This is a genomic window from Rhizobium moroccans, from assembly GCF_057559155.1.
Genome location: NZ_JBHFJG010000031.1, coordinates 6790 through 29452, shown reverse-complemented (window position 1 = coordinate 29452; position 22663 = coordinate 6790). Strand labels below are relative to the sequence as shown.

General features: G+C 62.0%; 25 protein-coding genes. 5 read left to right on the top strand and 20 right to left on the bottom strand.

Annotation, left to right across the window (positions count from 1 at the left end; genetic code table 11):
- Positions 1 to 60 precede the first annotated feature (60 nt).
- From ACE04I_RS16290 to ACE04I_RS16250, 9 genes are all read right to left on the bottom strand, one after another.
- A complete protein-coding gene (locus ACE04I_RS16290; RefSeq protein WP_046794013.1) occupies positions 61 to 1146 on the bottom strand; it encodes a DUF1513 domain-containing protein in 1086 nt (361 codons plus the stop codon).
- Positions 1147 to 1152: 6 nt separating this feature from the next.
- Complete coding sequence (locus tag ACE04I_RS16285) at positions 1153 to 2256, bottom strand: imelysin family protein (RefSeq protein WP_046794014.1); 1104 nt, start codon at positions 2254 to 2256, stop codon at positions 1153 to 1155.
- On the bottom strand, positions 2256 to 3797 hold the full coding sequence (locus ACE04I_RS16280) for a di-heme oxidoreductase family protein (protein WP_046794015.1): 1542 nt from the start codon (positions 3795 to 3797) through the stop codon (positions 2256 to 2258). The genes ACE04I_RS16285 and ACE04I_RS16280 overlap by 1 nt, the downstream gene beginning before the upstream one ends.
- A 46-nt stretch (positions 3798 to 3843) precedes the next feature.
- Positions 3844 to 5121: an imelysin family protein gene (locus ACE04I_RS16275; protein WP_046794016.1), complete on the bottom strand. Its 1278-nt coding sequence runs from the start codon at positions 5119 to 5121 to the stop codon at positions 3844 to 3846.
- Positions 5122 to 5252: 131 nt separating this feature from the next.
- The gene (locus ACE04I_RS16270; protein WP_046794017.1) at positions 5253 to 6542 is read right to left on the bottom strand and encodes an RsmB/NOP family class I SAM-dependent RNA methyltransferase; all 1290 of its coding nucleotides are present in this window, start codon (positions 6540 to 6542) and stop codon (positions 5253 to 5255) included.
- 88 nt (positions 6543 to 6630) lie between these two features.
- Positions 6631 to 6993 (bottom strand): septal ring lytic transglycosylase RlpA family protein, encoded by a 363-nt coding sequence (locus ACE04I_RS16265; RefSeq protein WP_046794018.1) that lies wholly within the window; start codon positions 6991 to 6993, stop codon positions 6631 to 6633.
- 380 nt (positions 6994 to 7373) lie between these two features.
- The gene (locus ACE04I_RS16260; RefSeq protein ID WP_046794019.1) at positions 7374 to 8246 is read right to left on the bottom strand and encodes an SDR family oxidoreductase; all 873 of its coding nucleotides are present in this window, start codon (positions 8244 to 8246) and stop codon (positions 7374 to 7376) included.
- Entirely contained in the window at positions 8246 to 9430 is a 1185-nt protein-coding gene (queG, locus tag ACE04I_RS16255; protein WP_046794020.1) for a tRNA epoxyqueuosine(34) reductase QueG, read from the bottom strand. Before queG ends, ACE04I_RS16260 begins: the two co-directional genes overlap by 1 nt.
- Complete coding sequence (locus ACE04I_RS16250) at positions 9411 to 10103, bottom strand: glutathione S-transferase family protein (RefSeq protein ID WP_071007494.1); 693 nt, start codon at positions 10101 to 10103, stop codon at positions 9411 to 9413. The genes queG and ACE04I_RS16250 overlap by 20 nt, the downstream gene beginning before the upstream one ends.
- A gap of 143 nt (positions 10104 to 10246) precedes the next feature.
- Between ACE04I_RS16250 and ACE04I_RS16245 the strand changes: the two genes are divergently transcribed.
- Entirely contained in the window at positions 10247 to 11053 is an 807-nt protein-coding gene (locus ACE04I_RS16245; protein ID WP_046794022.1) for an undecaprenyl-diphosphate phosphatase, read from the top strand.
- A 9-nt stretch (positions 11054 to 11062) separates the two neighbouring features.
- On the opposite strand, the gene ACE04I_RS16240 is transcribed toward ACE04I_RS16245, so the two are convergent.
- The 11 genes from ACE04I_RS16240 to dnaN all read right to left on the bottom strand — a co-directional run bounded on the left by ACE04I_RS16240 (position 11063) and on the right by dnaN (position 19670).
- Positions 11063 to 11227: a hypothetical protein gene (locus ACE04I_RS16240; protein ID WP_170986299.1), complete on the bottom strand. Its 165-nt coding sequence runs from the start codon at positions 11225 to 11227 to the stop codon at positions 11063 to 11065.
- A gap of 68 nt (positions 11228 to 11295) precedes the next feature.
- Positions 11296 to 12714, bottom strand: a complete 1419-nt coding sequence (locus ACE04I_RS16235) for a TRAP transporter large permease (protein ID WP_046794023.1) — start codon at positions 12712 to 12714, stop codon at positions 11296 to 11298.
- Entirely contained in the window at positions 12711 to 13295 is a 585-nt protein-coding gene (locus ACE04I_RS16230; protein WP_046794328.1) for a TRAP transporter small permease subunit, read from the bottom strand. Before ACE04I_RS16230 ends, ACE04I_RS16235 begins: the two co-directional genes overlap by 4 nt.
- A gap of 125 nt (positions 13296 to 13420) precedes the next feature.
- Positions 13421 to 14557: a TRAP transporter substrate-binding protein gene (locus ACE04I_RS16225; RefSeq protein WP_487207284.1), complete on the bottom strand. Its 1137-nt coding sequence runs from the start codon at positions 14555 to 14557 to the stop codon at positions 13421 to 13423.
- A 157-nt stretch (positions 14558 to 14714) separates the two neighbouring features.
- Positions 14715 to 14882: a hypothetical protein gene (locus ACE04I_RS16220; RefSeq protein WP_170986300.1), complete on the bottom strand. Its 168-nt coding sequence runs from the start codon at positions 14880 to 14882 to the stop codon at positions 14715 to 14717.
- 256 nt (positions 14883 to 15138) lie between these two features.
- Positions 15139 to 16119, bottom strand: coding sequence for a complex I NDUFA9 subunit family protein (locus ACE04I_RS16215; protein ID WP_046794025.1), 981 nt, complete (start codon positions 16117 to 16119; stop codon positions 15139 to 15141).
- Between the two features lie 111 nt (positions 16120 to 16230).
- Positions 16231 to 16518 (bottom strand): DUF1330 domain-containing protein, encoded by a 288-nt coding sequence (locus tag ACE04I_RS16210; protein ID WP_046794026.1) that lies wholly within the window; start codon positions 16516 to 16518, stop codon positions 16231 to 16233.
- Positions 16519 to 16545: 27 nt separating this feature from the next.
- Complete coding sequence (gene pyrF / locus ACE04I_RS16205) at positions 16546 to 17238, bottom strand: orotidine-5'-phosphate decarboxylase (protein ID WP_046794027.1); 693 nt, start codon at positions 17236 to 17238, stop codon at positions 16546 to 16548.
- The gene (locus ACE04I_RS16200; protein ID WP_046794028.1) at positions 17225 to 17824 is read right to left on the bottom strand and encodes a histidine phosphatase family protein; all 600 of its coding nucleotides are present in this window, start codon (positions 17822 to 17824) and stop codon (positions 17225 to 17227) included. Before ACE04I_RS16200 ends, pyrF begins: the two co-directional genes overlap by 14 nt.
- Positions 17825 to 17830: 6 nt before the next feature.
- Positions 17831 to 18424 carry a phospholipid N-methyltransferase PmtA gene (gene pmtA / locus ACE04I_RS16195; RefSeq protein ID WP_046794029.1) on the bottom strand — a complete coding sequence of 198 codons (594 nt, stop codon included), beginning with the start codon at positions 18422 to 18424 and terminating at the stop codon, positions 17831 to 17833.
- Positions 18425 to 18551: 127 nt separating this feature from the next.
- The gene (gene dnaN, locus ACE04I_RS16190; RefSeq protein ID WP_046794030.1) at positions 18552 to 19670 is read right to left on the bottom strand and encodes a DNA polymerase III subunit beta; all 1119 of its coding nucleotides are present in this window, start codon (positions 19668 to 19670) and stop codon (positions 18552 to 18554) included.
- 93 nt (positions 19671 to 19763) lie between these two features.
- On the opposite strand from dnaN, the gene ACE04I_RS16185 reads away from it, so the two are divergent.
- From ACE04I_RS16185 to ACE04I_RS16170, 4 genes are all read left to right on the top strand, one after another.
- The gene (locus ACE04I_RS16185) at positions 19764 to 19904 is read left to right on the top strand and encodes a hypothetical protein (RefSeq protein WP_156176940.1); all 141 of its coding nucleotides are present in this window, start codon (positions 19764 to 19766) and stop codon (positions 19902 to 19904) included.
- 25 nt (positions 19905 to 19929) lie between these two features.
- Entirely contained in the window at positions 19930 to 20844 is a 915-nt protein-coding gene (rsmI, locus tag ACE04I_RS16180; protein ID WP_487207283.1) for a 16S rRNA (cytidine(1402)-2'-O)-methyltransferase, read from the top strand.
- Entirely contained in the window at positions 20831 to 21199 is a 369-nt protein-coding gene (locus ACE04I_RS16175; RefSeq protein WP_046794033.1) for a YraN family protein, read from the top strand. Before rsmI ends, ACE04I_RS16175 begins: the two co-directional genes overlap by 14 nt.
- Positions 21200 to 21337: 138 nt before the next feature.
- Positions 21338 to 22636: an extracellular solute-binding protein gene (locus ACE04I_RS16170; protein ID WP_046794034.1), complete on the top strand. Its 1299-nt coding sequence runs from the start codon at positions 21338 to 21340 to the stop codon at positions 22634 to 22636.
- Positions 22637 to 22663: the final 27 nt, after the last annotated feature.

The following is a 22663-nucleotide window of genomic DNA, read 5'->3' as shown; positions in this document are numbered from 1 at the left end:
CGAAAACTGGCATGTCGAAAAGGCTTCGGCAAGCGGTTAAAAAACCGGTTTGGAAGAAGATCAGGAGCTTATCCGCACGATATGCTGATCCCAGGCGACTTCGCTGCGGGTCTCGTTGAACCGGCCATCATAGGAGGAGACCGCGATACCATGCGCGGCAGGAGCGACACCGGCGGCATCCTGCACGATTTCCTCCTTCAGCACCCTGCCGGTGCGGGCATCGAGCGTCACGGCGGCGCCTCCGACGGGCGAGGTGAGGCCGACGAGGCCTTCGCGGCGATTGACTGCGATCGCCCCCACATAATTGCCGAGCCGCATCGTCGTTTCCTCCGGCAGGGAAATGAAGGAAAGGTCTTCGCCCTTGGCGAACCAGCCGGCAAGTGGCGGCAGCTCGTTGCGCGCGCCCTCCCATTGGCAGGCGAACCAGATGTGGCCGTCGTCGGCGATATCGAGATGGCGGGTTGAAAGCTGGCGAAGCGGGGCGGGTAGGCCGTGTCGCTGGATGAGCGCGCCGGTCCTGGCGTCGAGCAGTACCAGGGAAGGCTCCATGCGGTCGAGGTTGAGCTTGGTGCGCCCGAAATCCGGATGCGTTTCGATCCCGCCATTGGCGATGACCAGCATCGTGCCGTCGTCGGAAACGGTCATGTCGTGGGTGCCGATGCCATGGGCGTCGAACTCGCCGATGCGGCGGAAGCCGTCGTGGGCATCATGGATGCCGATCATGCCGCGATTGCCGTCGAAATCGTTCTCGCTTGTGTAGAGGAGCGCGCCGTCCGGTGAAAAATGCCCGTGACCATAGAAGTGCCGACCTTCCGGCGAACTGATGATGACGGGCTCCGCTTGCCGCGATGGATCGAATATCATGGCGAAGGTGCCGGGCCGGCGGGCAAAGGCCACCACTCGGCCGGCCGCAGCGCTGTAGGCCATTCCATGGGCGCGCGCGGGAAGAGCCACCCGGTCGATGATCTCGCCCCGTTCGGAAACCGTCGCGATGCCGAAGGAACCGTCAGGCGCCTTGAAACCGGCGGCATAGACCGCATCGGCGCGTTCGAGCGCCATCAGGGAGCGTGGTGAAAGCGCGGCGGTGAAGGCAAGACCCGCCGCTTTCAGAAAACCACGCCGATCCAGGGCCTCCCCGCGCCACATGGTTTTCTAGTCCCCATCCGAAAAGGAAAAGCCGGAGGTAAGGCCGATCGCGCTGCCGTAGCCATTGTTGAGACGGGTGATGAGATCGCGGCCGTTCAACAGCAGGAAATCCAGCTTCTGACGTTCGGTCTGGTCAGCAACAGCCTTTTCGACATCCGGATCGATGGTGCCGGCCACCCGGATCATCGACTTCATGACGAAGTCGATCGAAGAGATGATGGAGCGCTCGTCTTCGTTGAGCAGGTTGACCATGCCGGAACTCTTCATCAGGGCATCCAGTCCTTCCAGATTGCCTTTGACCATGGTCCAGGTATTTGCGGATCGCCAGAAGAGCGCCTGTCGCGGAAATTTGGCGCTGTCGGGGCCCTTGTAGAAGGTCTCGATGCGCTGGTCCCGCACGGTCTCGGCGCCGTGGACGAGAATGCCGAGAAGCGCGGTGATCGCCTCGCGCCTGTCGCGGAAAACGGGATTGTCCGGCCCCGGATGTTTCCAGGCCTGCTGGATGCCGTCCGGCCGGTCCCAAAGATAGGCAAGCTCGGCGGCGATGCTCTCGATATTTCCCGCGACTGCAGCACCATAACGGCAACGGAACGCGTTCTTCTCCGCCCCCAGTGTTTCCGAACCCGTCCCGAAAAGCAGGTATTCCAGCGCGCCGAGCCCTTGCATGGCGACGCTCTTGTCGGCCAGCGTTTCGGCCGAGGTGGCGCTTTCGTCCGGCTTCGCAAGGATTGCCTGCACCTGCTTGAGGCCGGTGCTCTTGCGGTCGGGATAGAAGAGGATGCGTTCGAAACGGTTCTGCTCGATCACCGGTCCCACCCGCACGACCTCGATGTGCGCCCAGCGTCCTGCCGTTTCGACGAAAGCCGATTTCGCCGCTTCATAGGTTTCGGGGGAGGGGGAGCTGCAAAGCGCGCTCATCGCCGTCGACAGTCGTCCGGAGGCCGCGTGAAAATCCCGGTAGCCGGGGCGGATGAAACCATCGACCGCCGCGGCCATCACCGCGCCGACCCCCTCGTCGGTCAGCACGACGGCACCGGAAGGATTGGCATCCTGCGCAAGAGTGCCGAAAGGAAGGAGTGCCACGAGACCAGCGGCAAGCAGTTTACGCATCAGAGCGACTCCAGGAATTTAATGAGGGCTGCGCGATCATCCTTGGGAAGTGCGGCAAAGGCATCCCGCGCTTTTGTCGCTTCCCCGCCATGCCAGAGAATGGCCTCGGTAAGGTTTCGCGCCCGCCCGTCATGCAGGAAGAAGGTATGGCCGTTGACGGTTTGCGTAAGCCCGATGCCCCAGAGCGGCTGGGTGCGCCACTCGCGGCCGTCTGCCACGCCCACCTGCTGGCCATCGGCAAGGCCGTCGCCCATGTCGTGCAGCAGGAAATCCGAATAGGGCCAGACGAGCTGGAAGGAATGCGCTTTGTTTCCCGCGTCGCGGCGGGTCACGAATTTCGGCGTATGGCAGGAGGTGCAGCCCGCCTGATAGAACATTTCCTTGCCATGCAGCACGGTCGGATCATCGAGATCCCGCCGGAGGGGAACTGCAAGGTTCTCCGAATAGAAGCTGACCAGGTCGAGCACCGGATCGGGTGCCTCCGTATCGCCGAGACGTGGCTGTACCCCAGTTGGCATGGCGAGGCATGCGGTTTGTGCTTCGGTGCAGTCGCCATGGCTCACGGGCCTGTCCGGCGTGGAAATGCCGAGATCGCCTGCAAAGGCGGAAGCGGTCTGGTCGCGGATCGAGGCATTCTGGGCCTTGAAGCCGAAGCGGCCGAGCTTCAACCCGCCAGTGCGGTGATCGCGGACGAAAGCCGGCCTGCCGGAAATGCCGTCATGGTCGATATCGTCCGGATCGGCTTTTGCGAGAATATCGGCTTCGTGGATGGCCTGGATGAGACCCATGCCGATCATCGGCGGTGAAACGCGCGGCGAAAGCGTCACATCGGCCTCGAGCGGCCCATAGGCGAGATCGGAAACCGAATAGGTCGGTTTGCGCAGGGAAACCACCTCGCCGTCGCCGAGCGTGACGGGAGTTTCCTCATAGGTAATCTGCATGCGGCCTTCGGATTTCAGGCCGGGAACCGCAGCATCCTGGAGCTGCTCGCCATAGGTCGCATCCGCGAAATTGAGCTTTTCATGATTGGCGATTGCCCGTTTCTCTTCCTCGGTTCGCGCCGGCCGGGCCAGCCTCAGGAACATCGAGGTCGCATCCGTCGAGCCTTCCGGCGGGTGCCCGCGCCCGTCCTTCAGGTGGCAGCTCTGACAGGCCCGCGCGTTGAAGAGTGGCCCCAGGCCGTCGGAGGCCTGGGTGGAAGACGGAGAGGAAACCCAGAGCTTGGTGAAGAGCGCATTGCCGAGCTTGAAAGTCTCTTCCTCGGCAAAGGTGAGATTGGCGGAGAAATGCGAGAAGGCGTCGCCGTTGACGATCGCCTTGCTGGTCGCAGCACCCGCCGGCATCCGCTCGAATTGTTCTGGTTTGGAAAAGTCCGAGGCGGGACGCGTCACGCTCTCGACCCGTTTGCGGTCCTTCGGGTTGAGATCGGTACGTTCGGTGGGAAAAAGCGCCTCTCCGCCGCCGGCGACAAGCGGCGCAAGGAAGAGAACGCCCGAAAGAACGGGCAACAGGAACAGTGCGGCTTTGGGCGTTCTCATCATTCATCGGGTCGCGGTAGTTGAGGATACCGCGACCGGCCTCTTCATCTCATTGGAAAACAGCGTCGGGATTGTCGAGGCTGTCGGAGCCTTCGAGGGTGACCGTACCGAGATCCAGCGATGCGATGACGCGCTCGATCGACCGGGTCTGGTCGATCAATCCGTCGATCGCCTTTTGCACGACGGCGTTGCCCTCGGCATTCCCTTCGCCGATCATCTGGTCATAGGCCTCGATCTTCTGGGCGCGGTCGGCCATGGCGTTCATGGCGTCAAGCGTGGCGTCGAGCTTGCCCTTCACCTCGGTGTCGAGCGCGGCATCCTTGGCCGCAACGAGCTCCGAAAGCGAGGGACCGGTGAGCTTCGTGCCGTCGATCCGGACATATTCGCCCGTGTAGGCCGACTTGATGCCGATCGCGTCATTGAGGTGCGAGGCGTAGGTATTGTCGGAGAAGCAGTCATGCTCCTCTTCCGGATCGTGCAGCAGCAGGCCGAGCTTCATGCGTTCGCCGGCAAGCTCGCCATAGGAGAGGGAGCCCATGCCGGTCAGGATCGCGGTGAGGCCGGCCTTGGGATCGGCTTCCACTTCCTTCGTGGCCTCGCCGTCCGGGGCCCAGGCCGCGGCCATCTCCTCCAGGTCGGAGACGAGCAGCGTGGAGGCAGCCTTCAGATAGGCGGCGCGGCGGTCGCAATTACCGTTCGTGCAATTGGCCTTGTCGTAGTCGGTATAGGCCCGGTTGCCCGCGCCCGGCCCGGTGCCGTTAAGGTCCTGCCCCCACAGCAGGAACTCGACGGCGTGATAGCCGGTCGCGACATTGGCCTCGATCTCGCCCGCCTCGTGCAGGCTGCGGATGAGCTCGGGCGTGATATTGGTCGCGTCGATCTCTTCCCCGTTGATCGTCACCTTCGGATTGGCGATGACATTGGCGGTATAAAGGGTGTTCTCGTCACTTTCGGTGCCGTAGGAGGCATCGACATAATCGATCAGGCCCTCGTCGAGCGGCCAGGCGTTCACCTTGCCTTCCCACTCGTCGACCATCGGATTGCCGAAGCGGTAGACTTCCGTCTGCTGGTAGGGAACGCGCGCGACGATCCAGGCGGCTCGCGCCGCCTTCAGCGTCTCTTCGCTCGGCTTTGCCAGGAAGGCATCGATCGCAGCATCGAGGGCCTTGGCGGTCGTCAGCGAATCTTCGTATTTCGCATGCGCCAGTTCGGTGTAGTGCTTCACGACGGCGGCGGCATCGGTCGCCGCCTGCGCGGGCGCGACGGTGAACGCCGCCGAGGCGGCGAGCAGCGCCATGGCGGCGCCGAGAACGGTCTTGCGGATCATTGTCCCTCTCCTTCGCAACGGGAAATTTCGCGCTGCCCGGCGTGTCATCGCGCAAATGCAAACTGGTGTCAAACTATCTAGTTTAGAATACTTTGAAAGAGTGAAGTATACTTGATCCGCTTCAAGGCGGATCAAACCTTGCGTTGCATGCGGCAGAAGAAAAAGCCGTCCGTATCGGTACTTGCGGGAGTGAGTGTTACGGTGCGCTCGTCTTTCGAGCGTGGCTTAGGGGCATCCTTGCCGAAGACTTCCTCCCAGGTTTCGAGCGCCGGCATGATGGAGAATTCCGGGTTCTCGGCACAGAAGCGGGCGGCCTGCGTGTCGTTTTCCTCGGGCAATATGGAACAGGTGACGTAGAGAAGCGCGCCGCCCGGCTTCACGAAGGCTGCTGCCTCCGAGAGCGCCTCCTGCTGCTGGGCGATGCGCTCTTCGAGGTTCTTCGCCGTCAGCCGCCATTTCGTGTCCGGCCGGCGCCGCCAGGTGCCCGTGCCCGTGCAAGGCGCGTCGACGAGAACCGCATGCAGCTTGCCCTTCAAGGCTTCGAGCTGTCGCGGATCGTCATGTACCTGCACATTGCGGGTACCCGCCCGCCGCAGCCGCTCGATGATCGGCGCAAGTCGCTTGCGGTCGGCATCATAGGCATGGATCTGGCCCTTGTTGCCCATGGCGGCCGAGAGCGCCAAGGTCTTGCCGCCACCGCCGGCGCAATAATCCAGCACTTGGTCGTGCTCACCGGGATGCACCAGGTCGGCAACGATCTGCGAGCCCTCGTCCTGAACCTCGAACCAGCCTTTCTGGAACGAAAGCTCGGCGGTCACGTTCGGCAGGCGGGATGCGCCTTCGCCGGCGGCGATCCGGATGCCGTTTCGGGCGATGCGCGAAGGTTTTGCACCGGCGCGTTCCAGCGCCTTCACGACCTTCTCACGGGATGCCTTCAGGGTATTGGCCCGGAGATCGAGGGTGGGGCGTTCGGCCAGCGCCTTGGCCTCCGCCAGCCAGTCCTCGCCGAAATTGGCTTCGAGAGAAGGCTGAATCCAGTCGGGGATGTCGCCCTGCACATGGAGGGGGGCGTCTTCGAGCTTGCGAGAGGCGAGGGCCGAGAGGTTCGCTTCGGCAAGTGTCGGCGGCGCGAAGCGGTCATCGGTAAACTCGGCGGCCAGGATTTCCGGCGTCAGACCCCACTGACGGATGAGGACCGCATAGGCAAGCGCGACAGGGCCGTCATCATCCATAAGCCAGGCATGCGAAAGCCGCATCCGGAGCGCGTCGTAAACAATGTTGCCGATAGCGGCGCGATCGCCGGAACCGGCAAAACGATGCGCCAGGCCCCAATCCTTGAGCGCGTCGGCGACCGGCCGTTTGCGCGCTTCTATGTCTGCCAGAACCTCGATGGCTCCGGCCATTCGCCCGCCCAGTCGCATGTCGCTCTCCGTCTCGGTTGCACCCGTATGGTGAGGGTCCTAACCGTGATCGGGCTGCCGGGCAAGGGCCAAGCCGGTTTTGGCCGGATCAGCCGATGATCTGGTAGCAGACCTGTGCCGTGCCGGAGCTCACCATGCCGATGTTCTGGGCAGCAGCCTTGGAAACATCGATGACCCGGCCGCGAATGAACGGGCCGCGATCGTTGATGCGCACCACGACGCTCTTGCCATTGCGCTTGTTAGTGACCTTGAGCTTGGTCCCGAAAGGCAGCGAGCGATGTGCCGCCGTCAGCTTGGCGGGGTTCATCCGCTCGCCCGACGCGGTCTTGGAGGTGAGGGCATACCAGGAAGCGTGCCCGCATCCGGGCGTAGGCTTTGCCTGTGCGGAGCCATGAAGCGAGAATGCAGCAATGGCGGCCGCAGCGAAAATCCAGCGTGGAGTTGTATTCACGTTTGTCGTCCCGTCCGATCGTCCCTGCACGTTGCGTGCAATTGGCTGGAATCCGGCCAAAGATGGCAAAAAAGAGGGATAAGCGATCACGCAATGTTACAACATGTAACATTTGTGACTCAATCGCTGGCTGTATTTCGACGGAAGCCGGCTAAGCATTAAGGAAAGAAAACATTTAAAAACAGGAGGAAAGCGGAAAAGCATTCCCTCTCTTCGGCCTGCGCGGCAATGTTCACGAAATCGGAAGAAAAAAATTTTTGCAGAGCGCCAAGGCACTGCCAAAATCAGGGCATTTTCCGGATCGCTTGCCCCAGATATTAAGAAAAAATGACCGGATGACACTGGATGGAAGGAAATTCCATCCAGTTGACGCTAGGAATTTATCCCTTCCAACGACCTGAATCCCACATTTCGGCGAGCGACATTCGATAGTTTGGGAAGCGGAATTCGAACCCTGTCGCGCGGAGCTTCGTATTCGAGACCCGCTTGTTGGCCCCGTAGAAGGAACGGGCCATCGGTGTCATCTCGGCGGTCTCGAAATCCTGCTCCGGCGGAGGCTCCACACCCATCAGCCGGGCGGCTTCGACGATCACGTCCTGCGGCGGCCCCGGCTCGTCGTCGGTGACGTTATAGATGCCGCCGAGCTTGCGCTCGGCGAGGAGGAGCGCGGCCCCGGCAATATCCTCGACCCGGATGCGGTTGAAAACCTGGTCCTTCTTGATGATCCGCCGGGCCGTGCCGCGCGCCAGATTGACAAAGGCGTTACGGCCCGGCCCGTAGATACCGGCGAGCCGAAGGCGGGCCACAGGCACGTGGACCGCGTCCCCTTCCGCCGTCCAGGCTTCTTCGGTATCGACCCGCTCAATCGACCGGCCCTGGATGGGGCTGCCGGGCGTTTCCTCCGTCACCCAGCCACCACCATGGTCGCCATAGACCCCGACGGTCGAGAGATAGCCGATCCACTGGAGTTTGGGGCAAACCTGTTGAAGCCGCCCGGCCACAAGTTTCAGCAGCGGATCGCCCGTGCCGCCGGGCGGGATGGACTGCACCAGGTGCGTTACCTCGGCGAGTTCCTCCGCAAGCTCGTCGCCAAATGCGCTGCCGTCGAAGATGAAAGGCTTGATGCCTTGTTTTGCAAGTTTCTCGGCACTCTCTGGTGTGCGGACGGTTCCCGAAGCCGCGAAGCCGGCGGATTTGAAGGCTTCCGCGATTGCCTGTCCCGAATAGCCGCAGCCGAAGATCATCACTCGCATTACGCCACTCCCGCCATTCGCCATTCTTCTTGCACCTCCGCGTCCGTCTCGCCCGCACGCATCTCCGCGAAGCGTGCGAATTCCTCAAGGGTCATCAGCTGCTTCAGCGCCCAGATAGCCATGCCGCGAACGGTCGCCGAAGGATCGCTGGCCAGCATCCGGCATTGATCGATCAGGCTCCGGTCACCGGAATTGCCGGCCGCGATCAGCACATTGCGGATAAACCGATCGCGGCCGATGCGTTTCACCGGCGAACCGCTGAAGAAGCTGCGGAAGGCGGCTTCGTCCAGCGTCAGCAGAAAGGCGATCGACGGCTCCTTCAGGTCCTCGCGCGCCTTCAGCTTCATTTCGGAAGCGCTTGCCGCGAACTTGTTCCATGGGCAGGCCGCGAGGCAATCGTCGCAGCCATAGATGCGGTTGCCGATGAGAGGCCGGAATTCGGGATCGATCGGCCCTTTGTGCTCGATCGTGAGATAGGAAATGCAGCGCCGCGCATCCAGCCGATAAGGCGCCGGAAATGCGGCTGTCGGGCAGGCGTCGAGACAGGCGCGGCAGGAGCCGCAATGGTCGATCTCCGGCGCATCGATGTCGAGATCGGCTGTGGTGAAGAGGCTGCCGAGGAATATCCAGGAGCCATGCGTGCGGCTGACGAGGTTGGTATGCCTACCCTGCCAGCCGAGCCCGGCAGCTTCCGCCAGCGGCTTTTCCATGACCGGCGCCGTATCGACGAAGACCTTCACGTCCTCGCCTGCCCGCGCTGCAAAGCGGGTGGCGATCTCCTTCAGCCGCCCCTTGATCACGTCGTGATAATCGCGGTTGCGGGCATAGACGGAAATCGCTGCCTTTTCCGGTTTGTCGAGTAGCTCTCGCGGGTCCTCGTCCGGGCCGTAGTTGAGGCCGAACACGACGACGGAGCGCACCTCCGGCCACAGCACCTTCGGGTCGCCGCGGCGCTCGCGCGTTTCGGCCATCCATTCCATCGTGCCGTGATGGCCGTCGTTCAGAAAGGTCCGCAGACGGCCAGGCGCCTGCGGAATGCTGTCCGGATGCGTGATGCGACAGAGATCGAAGCCCTGCGCGGCGGCTTCCGCCCTGATGAAGGCGGTCAGCTTCTCGCGTCTGCGGGCTTCCTTTTCCGGTGCCTGCTCGCCCGGTCTTGTCCTATCAGAAATCGAGGTCCGCATAATGGGATACCGGCGTTAGGCCGCGGATGCGCTCGGCAAGCAGCGGCCGGAAGGATGGGCGGGATTTGAGCCGCTGATACCATTCCTTGGCGATTGGCGTCTCCGACCAGTCGATCTCGCCCATATAGTCTAGCACGGAAATCGAGGCTGCCGCTGCAAGATCGGCATAGCTCAGCCGGTCGCCCGCAAGCCATGGCCGCGATCCCGCAAGCCAGGAGAGATATTTCATGTGCTGACGGATATTGGCGCGCGAGGTGCGCAGCACTTTCGAATCCGGCGCGCCTCCGCCCTGCGCCGCCGTCATCTGCAGCTTGTAGACCCGTTCGCGGGTGAGTGGCCGGGTAACGTCGCTCTCCATCTTCTGCAGGAACCATTCGGTCAGCCGGCGGATTTCGGCGCGCTGCCAGGGATCTTCGGCCAGCAGCCGCCGGTCGCGTTTCAGAACGCCGTGGGTCTCGTCCAGGAATTCCATCAGCACGGCCGGCCCGCAAAGAACCCGCATGCTGTCGTCCACATAGACGGGCAGCGTGGCGGCCGGGTTGAGCGTCAGGAACTCGCGGCGTCGTTCCCAGGGCTGCTCCTCGATCAGGTCCACCTGGAAGCCGTATTCCGACAAAATCAGCCGGACGAACCGGGAAGCGGAAGACATGGGATGGTGATAGAGCGTGGGCATCGTTACTGGCGCTTTGCGATTATTGTACTAAAAGACGGCATGGCTGCGTCGCGCACCCGCTGACATATTGCAGCTATATGGGTTTGATAGGGGCGAGGCAAGCAAGCGAGATTTGCCCGCGTTTCCTAAGCAAAGGATTAAGAATGCCCGACCAGTCGATCATCAGCGCCCTCGTTCTTGGATTGATCGAGGGGTTGACCGAATTCATACCGGTTTCCTCCACCGCTCATGTGCTTCTTGCAGGTCATTTCCTCGGTTTCCAGTCTCCAGGCAACACGTTCGCGGTGTTGATCCAGCTTGGGGCGATACTCGCGATCCTGCTCGTCTATTTCCAGAAGCTCATGTCGATCGCACTCTCCTTGCCGACGAGCACGCAATCTCGCCGCTTCGTGGCGACGGTTCTTGCCGGGTTCCTGCCGGCTGCCGTAATCGGCGCCCTCGCGCATGATTTCATCAAGACCGTGCTTTTCGAAACCCCGATATTGATCTGCGTCGTGCTGATCCTCGGCGGCTTCGTGCTGCTCGCCGTCGACCGCATGAAGTTCCAGCCGAAATATCACAACGTGATGGATTATCCGGTCTCGCTCGCCTTGAAGATCGGTCTTTGCCAATGCGTCGCGATGATCCCTGGTACATCGCGTTCGGGCGCGACCATCGTCGGCGCGCTGCTGCTCGGCGCCGACAAGCGTTCAGCGGCCGAGTTCTCCTTCTTCCTGGCCATGCCCACCATGCTCGGGGCCTTCACGCTGGACCTCTACAAGAACCGTTCGGCGCTGAGCTTCGATGACACCGCGGTAATCGCGATCGGCTTCATAGCCGCTTTCGTCACCGCGCTTCTCGTGGTGCGCTCTCTCCTCGATTTCGTCTCCAGCCGTGGTTACGCACCCTTCGCATGGTGGCGTATTCTGATCGGCATGGTCGGGCTCGCCGCCCTCCTGCTGTACCGCTAGTCCGATAGCTCAGTGGTGATCGCCGCCGCGATAGAAGAAGAAGTCGTATCCCGCCATGGCGACGGTGACCGCAAACAGGACCGCAAGGTCGGCGCGCGGCACCCGCCACAGGAAAACGGCGAGGAAGCCGCAGAGCAGCAGGAATGCGAGAAGGGCAAGTAATCGGTCCTGCATATCAATCTCCCATAGCATCGAGGTAGGTCGATGAGGCGCCGTTCCCCGGCGCCTCCATCTCTTGGCTCTTATCGTCCATAAACCTGGTCCGGCAGGTAGAAGACGAGGCCGGGGAACGCGTAGATGATAGCCATGGCCACGAAGACTAGGCCGACAAAGGGCAGCATGCCCCAGAATATCTCCGTCAGGCGGACCTGTGGAGGCGCGATCCCCTTCAGGTAATAGGCCGACATTGCCATCGGCGGTGTCAGGAATGCCGTTTGCAGGTTTAGCGCTACCAGAATCCCGAAAAACAGCGGGTCGATCCCGAATATCGGCAGAAGCGGCAGGAAGATCGGCACGAAGATGATGATGATCTCCGACCATTCGAGCGGCCAGCCAAGCAGGAAGATGATGAGCTGCGCCAGGATCAGGAACTGGAAGGGCGTGAGGTCCAGGCTCTGCACGAACTGCGAGATGACCTGCTCGCCGCCGAGATAGGCGAAGACCGAGGCGAAGGTATAGGAGCCGACGAAGAGCCAGCACACCATCGCGGTGGTGCGAAGCGTGAGATAGACGCTCTGTCGGATCCGGTCCCAGGTCAGTGCCCGGTATGCGACCGCAAGCACCAGGCCGCCGAGCGCGCCGATGGAGGCTGCCTCCGAAGGTGTCGCAAGCCCGAAGAGGATTGAGCCGAGCACGGCCAGGATCAGGAAGGCGAGCGGAAAGAACGAGGTCAGCAGCATGATGACGATGCGGCCGAAGGGCACTTCCGGCACCTCTCCAGGCGCGGGTCTCGGCGCCACGTTCGGCTGCAGCATGGCCCGAACGACCACATAGACCAGATAAAGCCCGACCAGCAGGAAGCCGGGAATGAGTGCGCCCGCATAGAGCCGGACGATGGAGACGCCCGAGGTGGCGGCATAGACGATCAGCATGATCGAGGGCGGGATCAGGATGCCGAGCGTGCCGCCGGCGCATATGATCCCCGTCGCGAAGGCATGGTTGTAACGGGCCTTCAGCATCGGCGGCAGCGCGAGAAGTCCGAGCAGCGTGACAACCGCGCCGACGATCCCCGTGGCGGTGGCGAAGAGGGCGCAGGTAATGAGTGCGGCGACGCCAAGCGATCCCGGCACGTTTCTGGAGGCGATGTTGAGGGTCGTGAAGAGCCGGTCGACGATATTGGCCCGCTCGATGATATATCCCATGAACAGGAAGAGCGGGATCGCCGTCAGCACGTCGTTCGACATCACCGAATAGGTCTGGTTGATGAAGAGATCGAAGATGCGGTTGTTGAAGAAGCCCTCGACCCAGAGGCTGATACTGTCCCACCAGCCGGCATTCTCGTCGAGCCGATTATAGGCGCGCCACATGCGGCCGGGCTCGAAATAGGCGTAGTAGCCGAAGATGATGCCGAGCGCCATCAGGTTGAAGGCGATCGGAAAACCCAGAAAGACGATGAAGACGAAAAGTCCGAGCATGAACAGGGCGACTTGGGGATCGGTCATGCCTTGTCCCCGGAAAGTTCGGCCTGTTTTTCCTTGATCAGCAGCATCTCGGTTTCCTCGACCTCCGCTTCCGCCTCGATCCAGCGGCCGGTGCGGATGCAGTTGATGCAGCGGAACACCTGCGCGATGCCCTGGATGAAAAGCAGAACACCGGCTGCCGCCAGCACCGTCTTGAACTGGTAGATCGGAATGCCGGCCGGGCTGTTGATGCTGACCTCGCCATAGCCCCACGAGCGGAAGGCATATTTCCACCCCGTTACGACCAGCGCCGTAACGCCGGGAAAGAAGAAGATGAGATAAAGTATGAGATCGACCGTGGCTTGGGTCCGCGGCTTCCAGAGGCGATAGATGAAATCGCCCCGCACATGCCCGCCTTGCGAAAGGGTATAGGCACCGCCCATCATGAAGAGGGTGCCGTACATGATGAAGGACATATCGAGCGCCCAGGGCGTCGGCCGTCCGAGGACGTAGCGGACGAAAACCTCGAAACTGGTGCCGAATGTCATCAGAATGATGAGCCAGGCGAATGCCTTGCCGAACCATGCCGACATCGCATCGGCGAAACGAATGAATGCCACCATCGAACGGACGTCTTTCTGTTCCAAGGATATCCCGGCAGGAGAGGTCTCCTGCCGGATAGACATGCGATGGGTCTGAAAAAATGCCCGGTACCTATGGCCGGTTAGGCTGGGGCTGGCGCTAGTTTCTAGAGCTTGAGCTTGTTCGGAAAATAATGGTCATAGGCCGCGGCATAGTCCGGTGATGCCATCAGCTCGAAATAGGTGACCCGCTCCACCCAGGCGCGCTGGCTGTCGAGCACTTTTTTCATGAAGGCATCCTTTTCCAGTTCGACGATCAGATCGTCCCAGGCGCCGATCTGCGCATCGAGGATTTCCTTCGGCGTACGGTGGACATTGACGCCTGCCTCGTTCTGAAGCTTGAGGAGGTCGGCGGAATAATTGTCCATTGCCGCTGCCGTGTTGGCGGTCGAAGCCGATTCCACGGTGTAGCGCAGGATCGCCTGCAGGTCCGGATCCAGATCGTCGTAGAAGTCCTTGTTGAAGAGGAATTCGAAGCTTTCCGAGGCCTGGTGATACGAAGAAAGATAATAGTGCTTGGCGACGTCCTGGGCTCCGAAGCGAAGGTCGGAGGAAGGATTGTTGAACTCGAAGGCGTCGATGACGCCACGCTCCATTGCCGGAACGATCTCTCCGCCGGGAAGCTGCGCCACCGACATGCCCATCGCCTGCATAAGGTCCGCCGCCAGGCCGACGGTGCGGTACTTGAAGCCGTTGATGTCCGCGACAGTGCTGACTTCTCCCTTGAACCAGCCGAAGGGCTGGGCGAACATCGGGAAGCCCAGGAAACCGACCACGTTCAGGCCGAGGATGTCCTGCTGCAGTTCGCGGAAATATTCCGCCCCGCCGCCGCTGTAGAACCATGAGAGCATGGTGGTGGCCGAACCGCCGAAAACCGGGCCGGTGCCGAAAAGCGATGCTCCCTTGTGCTTGCCGTACCAGTAGGCGCAGACCGAATGGGCAGCGTCGATGACCCCGTCATGGCAGGCATCGAGCACCTGAAAGGCGCCGACGACGGAGCCGGCCGGCAGGAGATCCACCTTGATCCGATTGCCGGACATTGCTTCTACGCGCTGGGTATACTGCCGCGCGAAATCCATCCAGATGTCGGACGCCGGCCAGGACGTCTGCATCTTCATGGTGATCGGGGCTTGTGCGAGAACGGCTGGGGCTGCGAGTGTGCTTGCTGCGACGGCGCCACTGGTGGTTGCGCCCATTTTCAGGAATGAACGGCGCGTCGGCGCCTTCTTATCAGGCGTTGCCATAACTTCTCCTCCCGGTATGGGCGGGCTGTTGCCCTTCTCCCGGAGGGAAGTATTCAGGAAAACAAGAGGAAACTCAAATGCGAGCGTCTACGACTTTCGTATCAAACGAAAGTTGAAAATCGCCTGGAATTTGGGGGCTGTTTTAAGGAATACAACCTTACTGGTCGACGCTGTCCGTCGTGATGGAGGCGGTCTTGCAGGGGTCCACGCCATAGGCGGGGGCGCATCCCGGCTTGCTGGCCACGCCGATCTCCGGAGCGATCAGGGAACCGGCGAGAATGATCAGTGCCGCACACGCAAAAAAGAGTGCGATGGGCTTGCCCATGGAGGAACGCCTTTCGAAGAAAATGGGAACGTCACAGTCGAGGTTCGTCTGCGCGGTGCGGTTTATTGGCCAAAACTCGCAAGTTCAATAGCCGAATTTGTTGAACTGCGGGTTAACGCAAGCATGTCGCCGACTGCGGCCTTTGTGCCACAGAAGATGCTCGTCGGATGTGCGGTCGAGCATGCCTGCCCGTTTTCTGGGCGCATGAAAAAGCCGGCCGTGTGGGCCGGCTTCGTCCGAAAGGAGAGAAACTTCCTCAGGCAGCCCTGCCGGACCCGGTGAACTGGCCCTGCGGGCGATACTGCACCAGATAGGAAGAAAGGATCGATGTGAGCAGTGTCGGGCGAATACCCATGCCTTCGAGCGTCCGGCCTTCCTTCGCCGCGCCCTCGGAAACTATGTTGTCGCTCTTCAGAAGCTGCACCTGATCGGCCGTAATCGGCGGCTGGATGAACGGGATGAGCGAAGCGAGGCTGCCGATGAATGAGGCGATCGAGAAGGGCAGCGAGACGAGCGGACGCTCGCGATTGGTGATGCGAAGCATGGTCTGGAGACATTCGCGGAAGGTCAGCACTTCCGGACCGCCCAGTTCATAAGTCCGGCCGGCGGCGATCGTGCCGTCCACAGAGCGGCCCACCACCTCGGCGACATCCTCGACATAGACCGGCTGGAACTTGGTCTTGCCGCCGCCGACCAGCGGCAGAGCCGGATAGACGCGGGCCATGGCGGCGAACTTGTTGAAGAAGCTGTCTTCCGGCCCGAACATGATGGAGGGGCGCAGGATCACCGCGTCAGGCAGAAGCGAGTTGATCGCGGCCTCGCCCCGCGCCTTGCTGCGGGCGTAGGAGGAGGCCGAATCCGGATCGACGCCGAGCGCGGAGATATGGGTCAGCTTGGCGCCGGCTGCGCGGGCGGCCTCGGCGACTGCGCGAGCGCCGAAATCCTGCACCGCATCGAAGGAATTGCGTCCGCTCTCGAACATGATGCCGACGCAGTTGACCACATGGGACGCGCCCTCGACCGCGCGGTCGATCGAATTGCGGTAGCGCAGGTTGGCCTGCACCAGCGAAATCTGGCCGACATAGCCGTAGGGCAGCAGGAAGCCGGCGAGGTCCGGACGCCGCACGGCGACGCGGATGCGGTACCCGCGCTTCGCGAGCGTGCGCACCACATGCCTCCCGACAAAGCCCGATCCTCCGAATACGGTGACGAGAGGGGGAAGATTGGTCAGGGTCATAGTTTGCTCCGGGAGCCGACAAGGAGGGATGGTTTTCCGTCCTCATAACCGAATTGCGGCAGCGCGTGAAGCCTTTCCGCTGCCGCACCCGCACACCCGCTGATTATAGGCTCAAATACCCTCGACGACTACCATTTCGGCATCCGCGACTTCCTGGCGGATCTTCGCCGCCACCTGATATTCCGGTGAATTGTAGCAGTCGACGGCGGCCTGCAGCGAGGGAAACTCGATCACTACGTTTCGCCCACGCGCCTTGCCTTCGAGTTCGGTAAACGCGCCGCCACGCGCGAGGAACTTCGCGCCATAGCGTTCGAAGGCGGGCTTCGCTGCCGCGACATAGTCCTTGTAGCGCTGGGGATCGCGCACATCGACCCGGGCGATCCAGTATCCCTTTGCCATAAAATCTCCTCCGGTTGGCGATTGAGCCTAAAGCGCGCCCTGCATCTCGGCAAGGATCGCCTGCGCGGCTGCCTTCGGGTCCGGCGCCTTGACGATCGGACGGGCGACGACGAGATGGCTGGAGCCGGCGCGGATCGCGTCCGCAGGCGTCACCACCCGCTTCTGGTCGCCGGCTTCGGCGCCCGCGGGGCGGATGCCGGGAGTCACTACGGCCATGTCGGGGCCGACGATCTTGCGGACGGCGGAAGATTCTGCCGCCGAGCAGACGATGCCGCCCATGCCGGCCGCCCGCGCCTGCTCGGCACGGCGCAGCACCAGCGTATGCGGGTCGTATTCGTAGCCGGCATCGATCAGGTCCGCCTCGTCCATGGACGTCAGGACCGTCACGCCGAGCAGGCAGAGATCGGAGCCCCTGGCGGCCTCGACCGCGGCACGCATCGCCTTCGGATAGGCATGCAGGGTGAGCATGGAGACGCCCATCTTGACGATGTTCTCGACGCCTTTCGCCACCGTGTTGTCGATGTCGAGCAGCTTCATGTCCAGGAAGATCTTTTTGCCGTCCGCGACGAGGTCGCGGGCGAGTTCCAGGCCCCCGGCGAAAGCGAGCTGATAGCCGATCTTGTAGAAGGAGATTTCTTCGCCGAGCGTTTTGACGATCGCTCTCGCTTCGGAAACGGTGGGAATGTCGAGGCCAACGATAAGACGGTCACGTGCGTCCATGTTCGAATCCCTTCCAGACTTCCATCGGCGTCCAGTCGCACGATAATGCCCGGTCCGCAAGGGTGAAGCAGAAGAGATTTCCGCCGCCGCCGGGCTGATCCCGGTCGCGGGATATGGACCGGCCGGCGAAATGACATTTGAGCAGCGTACCGACGCCGCCATGGCCGACGAAGGCGATCGGCACGGTCCGGTCATGCGCGTCGAGCGCGCGCGTGACGGCCGAGACGATGCGCGCCTGTGCGTCGGCCGCCGTCTCCCAGCCTTTGAAGCTTTCGTGCGGGTGGGCAAAAAACCAATCCGCAGCCTCCTCGAACTGCGGCGGCGGCAGGAAGCCGGTGGCGGAGCGGTCGTTTTCGTGAGTGTCCTCGGCGATCTCGAAGGAAATGCCGGCCGCGGCTGCCAGCACCTGCGCTGTCTCGATCGCCTTGGCCTCGCCGCTCGAAACGATCCGCCCGAGCCCTTTCGCCCAAGCCGACCGGGCCGCCTGTTCGGCGCGGGCGCGACCTATCTCGGAAAGGCCCCAGTCCGGCACCGGCACGTTCGGGTCGATGCGGACCTGCGGGTGGGTGATGTAGAGCCCGTACATGGAATGTCAGCCGCGGCTGTATATCCAGAGCTGCGCCGGCGGAATGTTGCGGACGACGAAATCGAAATGCTTGATCTGATAGCGGTCGGGCCGTGCGACGATCGGCGAGACGGGGCCGTAAGTGATCTGCACAAACGGTCTGCCGGCCGGCATCCGTCCGAGCAGGTCCTCCAGAAGCGCGATGCGTTTTTCCATCGGGAAGCTGAGCAGCGGTATGGCGGAAATCACGCTGTCGAACGTCTTGTCCTTCCACTCCCCGAGCGTGCGCTCCAGATCGAAGGCATCCCCGTTGATGAAGTTCGCGCCGGGAAACGTCTTCACCAGATGCTGATAGAAGTCCGTCGAATATTCGATGGAAACCAGGTTCTCGGGCCGCACCCCGCGTTCCAGGATCGCCTTGGTGATGATGCCGGTGCCGGGACCCAGCTCCAGCACCGGAAGGCCGGAGGACGTGTCGATCACGCTTGCCATGCGCCTCGCGGTCACGGAGGAAGTCGGCAGGATCGCCCCCACCCGCTTCGGGCCGTCCATCCAGCCCTTGAAGAAACGGATTTCTTCATCGAACTTGCGGCCGAGCCGCTCTTTCAGGCGCAGTTCCATCATCCTCTCCCATCCGGTTCCGCCGAGGTCCTATCTGGAGTCTTCTGGCGCAAAAGCAAGATAAAATGTCGCTCCGAGAAAATGCGACAAAAAAAGCGGCGAATTCGAGATCGCCGCTTTCTATGGGTTAAACGCGCATCGGCATCAGCACGTAGAGCGCGTCGTCTCCGGCCGTATCGCGCACCAGCGTCGGCGAGCCGGCATCGGCCAGCATGAAGATCGCGTCCTCGCCGGAAAGCTGGGCGGTGATGTCGAGCAGATATTTGGCGTTGAAGCCGATTTCCATCGGATCGTGCTCGTAGCTGACGGCGACCTCTTCCGTCGCGCTGCCGGAATCGGGATTGTTGACCGTCAGCATGAGCTGGCCTTCGGAAAGCGACAGCTTCACCGCGCGCCCGCGCTCGGAGGAAATGGTCGAGACGCGGTCCACCGCCTTGGTGAAGCTCTGGCAATCGACGCGCATTTCTTTGTCGTTGCCGGTCGGAATGACGCGCTGATAATCCGGGAAGGTGCCGTCGATCAGCTTGGAGGTCATCACGATGCTGCCGATCGTCAGGCGGATCTTGGCGTCGGAGACTTCGACGGTGACCAGGGCTTCCGGATCGTCCACGAGCTTCTGGAGTTCGCCCACGGTCTTGCGCGGAATGATGATGCCCGGCATGCCTTCCGAGCCCGACGGCGCCTCCACGTCGGCGCGGGCCAGACGGTGCCCGTCCGTTGCCACGGCGCGAAGTTTCAGGTCTCCGTTGGCCTCGATCGTATGGAAGAAGATGCCGTTGAGATAATAGCGGGTCTCCTCGGTGGAGATCGCGAACTGCGTGCGGTCGATCAGCATCTTCAGATCGGCCGCCTTCAGCTTGAAGGTATGCGAGAAACTGCCGGCCGTGAGATCCGGAAAATCCGATTCCGGCAGGCATTGCAGCGAGAACTTCGAGCGGCCGGATTGCACGGTCATCGAGCCGCCGTCGGGATTGGTGGCGAGCAGCACTTCCGAGCCGTCCGGCAGCTTGCGGACGATTTCGTAGAGGAGATGCGCCGGCACGGTCGTCGCGCCTGCCTGCTCCACCATGGCCGGTGCCGCTTCGGTGACTTCGAGATCGAGGTCGGTCGCCTTCAGGTCCAGGTTCGCGCCGGAAGCGCGCAGCAGCACGTTGGAGAGGATCGGGATCGTGTTCCGCCGCTCGACGACCCGGTGCACGTGGTTCAGCGACTTTAGAAGATTTGACCGCTCAAGAGTAATACGCATGGACGCTATCGCTTTCGACCGTGGCGATCCGGCATGGGCCGGACCCCTGATATTCTGCCACCGGAAGGCGGCTGGTGGATGTGGACGGGCAAAATGGCAGAGATTTTCATGGGAATGCAAGAGGAGAACGAAGGTGCCATGCGGCATTTCCCCATTCGCGCACGCACTGCACACAGAAAACATGGGCTTGCTTTACTTGCCGAAGGGCGCGGCCTTGCCCATAAAGGGGCATGAGCATCCTCGTTTTTCGTGAAATCCCGTGACGGACGAACAAAAGACCGCTGCGCGCGGCTACCGCGTCGCAAACACTTTCGTGCAGGCGCGCCCGCTGGAGCCGGCGCTCTATCTCGTCGCCACGCCGATCGGCAATCTCGGCGATATCACGCTGCGGGCGCTCGAGACGCTGGCGGGGGCGGACGTGCTCGCCTGCGAGGATACCCGCGTCACCCGCGTGCTGCTCGACCGTTACGGCATCGTCAACCGGCCCTTCTCCTATCACGAGCACAATGCGGATGAGGCCGGGCCGCGTCTCATGGCCGCGCTGGGGGAGGGGAAATCGGTGGCGCTCGTCTCCGATGCCGGTACGCCGCTGGTCTCCGATCCCGGATACAGGCTGGGGCAGATGGCGATCGAGGCCGGGCACCGGGTGGTGCCGATCCCCGGCGCGTCGGCGCCGCTTGCGGCACTCGTCGGCTCTGGAATGCCGTCCGATGCTTTTCTCTTTGCCGGGTTCCTGCCGGTCAAGGACAAGGGCAAGCGCGATCGGCTGGCCGAGCTTTCCAGAGTGCCGGCAACGCTGATCTTCTTCGAGTCTCCCCATCGCATCGGCGCGAGTCTCGCGACCGCCGCGGATGTCCTCGGCCCGAACCGCCACGCCACCGTCTGCCGGGAGCTGACGAAGACCTTCGAGGAGTTCAGGCGCGGCACGCTTGGGGAACTCGCCGCCTATTACGGTGAGGACCGGGTCGTGAAGGGCGAGATCGTGCTCCTCGTGGCACCTCCCGAAATCGACGACGTGCCGGGCGCGGTCGAGGTCGATGTCCTCTTGCGGGAACTCGCCGCCTCGATGCCCACCGCCAAGGCGGCTGCGGAAGCCGCAAGGCTCACCGGCCTTTCCCGTAAGGACCTTTACCAGCGGCTTCTCGGCCTGAAGGGCGAAGATGGCGCAGGATGACTGGAGCCTGAAGCGCAGGAAAGCCGTGCGCCGGGGGCATTTCTCGGAATATCTCGCGGCATTTTTCCTGTTCGCGAAGGGCTACCGCATTCTCGCCATCCGCTATCGAACCAGGCTCGGAGAGATCGATATCATCGCCAGGAAGGGTGATCTCGCTGTCTTCGTCGAGGTGAAGGCGCGCCGGGTCGAGCAGGAGGCGATCGACGCGGTGGGCTTTGCCGCGCAGAGGCGCATCCGGGCCGCGAGCGATCTGTGGCTCGCAAGGCGGGCCGATGCCGCCCGCCTGTCGCAACGCTATGACATCGTGACCGTTTTGCCGGGCCGCCTGCCGCGGCATTTTCCCGACGCTTTCTAGGTCATTTTCTCAGCTTTTTGCACGGCTGTGCACAGCACCGTTCCATTTGTAATCATTCCGACATGAAACTGTGACGATGGCGTCACATGAGCGCTCTATTGCGGCTCTTATCCATTACACGCTGGAGAGGGTCGAAGCATGTTCCGGAAATTTTCGATGGCCGCGACCGCGGTCGCACTGTCTGCGTCGCACACGCTTGCGGCGACTGAAATCACCTGGTGGCACGGCATGGGTGGCCGCAATGGCGAGGTCATCAACGAGGTCTCTCAGAAATTCAATGCCTCGCAGACGGCTTGCAACCTGACGCCGATCTCGAAGGGTACCTACGAAGAGGCCCTCGCTGGTGGCATCGCTGCCTTCCGCTCGGGCGAGCAGCCGAACATTCTGCAGGTTTTTGATGCCGGCGCTGCCACCATCATCAACGCCAAGGGCGCAACCGTCGCCGCTGAAGACCTAATCAACAACGCCGGCTACAAGTTTGACCGCGAAGCCTTCATCGAAGGCGTCCGTTACTTCTACGCTGATTCCGACGGCAAGTTCGTGGGCATGCCGTTCAATTCTTCCGCGCCGATCATGTACGTCAATACGCAGGCTTTCGAAAAGGCAGGCGTAGCGGTTCCGAAGACCTGGGAAGAATTCGAGGCCGCGGCTCCGAAGCTTAAGGAAGCCGGCTATATCGCGCTGACGGCATCGCAGCTGACATGGCAGTTCACCGAGAACTTCTTCTCGCGCCATAACATCCAGTTTGCGACGAACAACAATGGCTACGACAGCGTTGTCGATACCAAAATGAACCTGACGGACGAGCATCTCGTCAAGATGTTCGAAAAGCTCAAGGAATGGGCTGACGCTGGCTATTACGGTTTCTACGGCGCGGGCTGGAACGACAACCAGAAACCTTTCGAAGAGGGCAAGGTTGCGCTGTGGATCGGCTCGTCGGGTTCGTTCGGCGGCCTCCAGAAGACCGCCACCATGCCGTTCTCGGCCGATTTCCTGCCTTACTGGTTCGACGTTAAGGGCGCCGGCACGAACACCTTCATCGGTGGCGCGGCCCTCTTTGCAATGGCCGGCAAGCCGGAAGCCGAGAACAAGTGCGTCGCGGATTTCTTCCAGTTCCTCACGTCCCCGGAAATCCAGAAGTTCTACCACCAGGCCACCGGCTACGTCGCCATCACCCAGGCGGCCTACGAACTGGCCAAGAAGGAAGGCTATTACGAAAAGCAGCCGGTTGCCGAAGTCGGCATCAAGCAGCTCATGCTTCCCTCCGGTGAATGGTCCAAGGGTTATCGTCTCGGCTTCTATCCGCAGATCCGCTCCATCATGGAGCGCGAATACAACAAGATCTTTGCGGGCGAGACCACGGTGAAGCAGGCTTTCGAAACGATCGAGAAGGAAGGCAACGACCTCCTCGCCCGCTTCGCCAAGACCGCCGGCTGATTCAGGATCGCTAGGAAGTGGGGGGGG

Excerpts from the sequence above, each read along its gene's own strand:
- ACE04I_RS16170 (WP_046794034.1), top strand. The coding sequence starts at position 21,338 with ATGTTCCGGAAATTTTCGATGGCCGCGACCGCGGTCGCACTGTCTGCG.
- ACE04I_RS16250 (WP_071007494.1), bottom strand. The coding sequence starts at position 10,103 with ATGCCCACGCTCTATCACCATCCCATGTCTTCCGCTTCCCGGTTCGTC.
- dnaN (WP_046794030.1), bottom strand. The coding sequence starts at position 19,670 with ATGCGTATTACTCTTGAGCGGTCAAATCTTCTAAAGTCGCTGAACCAC.
- ACE04I_RS16270 (WP_046794017.1), bottom strand. The coding sequence starts at position 6,542 with ATGCGACTGGGCGGGCGAATGGCCGGAGCCATCGAGGTTCTGGCAGAC.
- ACE04I_RS16225 (WP_487207284.1), bottom strand. The coding sequence starts at position 14,557 with ATGGCAACGCCTGATAAGAAGGCGCCGACGCGCCGTTCATTCCTGAAA.
- ACE04I_RS16285 (WP_046794014.1), bottom strand. The coding sequence starts at position 2,256 with ATGCGTAAACTGCTTGCCGCTGGTCTCGTGGCACTCCTTCCTTTCGGC.
- ACE04I_RS16260 (WP_046794019.1), bottom strand. The coding sequence starts at position 8,246 with ATGCGAGTGATGATCTTCGGCTGCGGCTATTCGGGACAGGCAATCGCG.
- ACE04I_RS16215 (WP_046794025.1), bottom strand. The coding sequence starts at position 16,119 with ATGACCCTGACCAATCTTCCCCCTCTCGTCACCGTATTCGGAGGATCG.
- ACE04I_RS16220 (WP_170986300.1), bottom strand. The coding sequence starts at position 14,882 with ATGGGCAAGCCCATCGCACTCTTTTTTGCGTGTGCGGCACTGATCATT.
- ACE04I_RS16185 (WP_156176940.1), top strand. The coding sequence starts at position 19,764 with ATGGCAGAGATTTTCATGGGAATGCAAGAGGAGAACGAAGGTGCCATG.
- pyrF (WP_046794027.1), bottom strand. The coding sequence starts at position 17,238 with ATGGACGCACGTGACCGTCTTATCGTTGGCCTCGACATTCCCACCGTT.
- ACE04I_RS16245 (WP_046794022.1), top strand. The coding sequence starts at position 10,247 with ATGCCCGACCAGTCGATCATCAGCGCCCTCGTTCTTGGATTGATCGAG.
- ACE04I_RS16275 (WP_046794016.1), bottom strand. The coding sequence starts at position 5,121 with ATGATCCGCAAGACCGTTCTCGGCGCCGCCATGGCGCTGCTCGCCGCC.
- ACE04I_RS16290 (WP_046794013.1), bottom strand. The coding sequence starts at position 1,146 with ATGTGGCGCGGGGAGGCCCTGGATCGGCGTGGTTTTCTGAAAGCGGCG.
- ACE04I_RS16200 (WP_046794028.1), bottom strand. The coding sequence starts at position 17,824 with ATGTACGGGCTCTACATCACCCACCCGCAGGTCCGCATCGACCCGAAC.
- ACE04I_RS16240 (WP_170986299.1), bottom strand. The coding sequence starts at position 11,227 with ATGCAGGACCGATTACTTGCCCTTCTCGCATTCCTGCTGCTCTGCGGC.
- ACE04I_RS16235 (WP_046794023.1), bottom strand. The coding sequence starts at position 12,714 with ATGACCGATCCCCAAGTCGCCCTGTTCATGCTCGGACTTTTCGTCTTC.
- ACE04I_RS16210 (WP_046794026.1), bottom strand. The coding sequence starts at position 16,518 with ATGGCAAAGGGATACTGGATCGCCCGGGTCGATGTGCGCGATCCCCAG.
- ACE04I_RS16280 (WP_046794015.1), bottom strand. The coding sequence starts at position 3,797 with ATGATGAGAACGCCCAAAGCCGCACTGTTCCTGTTGCCCGTTCTTTCG.
- queG (WP_046794020.1), bottom strand. The coding sequence starts at position 9,430 with ATGCGGACCTCGATTTCTGATAGGACAAGACCGGGCGAGCAGGCACCG.
- ACE04I_RS16175 (WP_046794033.1), top strand. The coding sequence starts at position 20,831 with ATGGCGCAGGATGACTGGAGCCTGAAGCGCAGGAAAGCCGTGCGCCGG.
- pmtA (WP_046794029.1), bottom strand. The coding sequence starts at position 18,424 with ATGGAACTGCGCCTGAAAGAGCGGCTCGGCCGCAAGTTCGATGAAGAA.
- ACE04I_RS16230 (WP_046794328.1), bottom strand. The coding sequence starts at position 13,295 with ATGGTGGCATTCATTCGTTTCGCCGATGCGATGTCGGCATGGTTCGGC.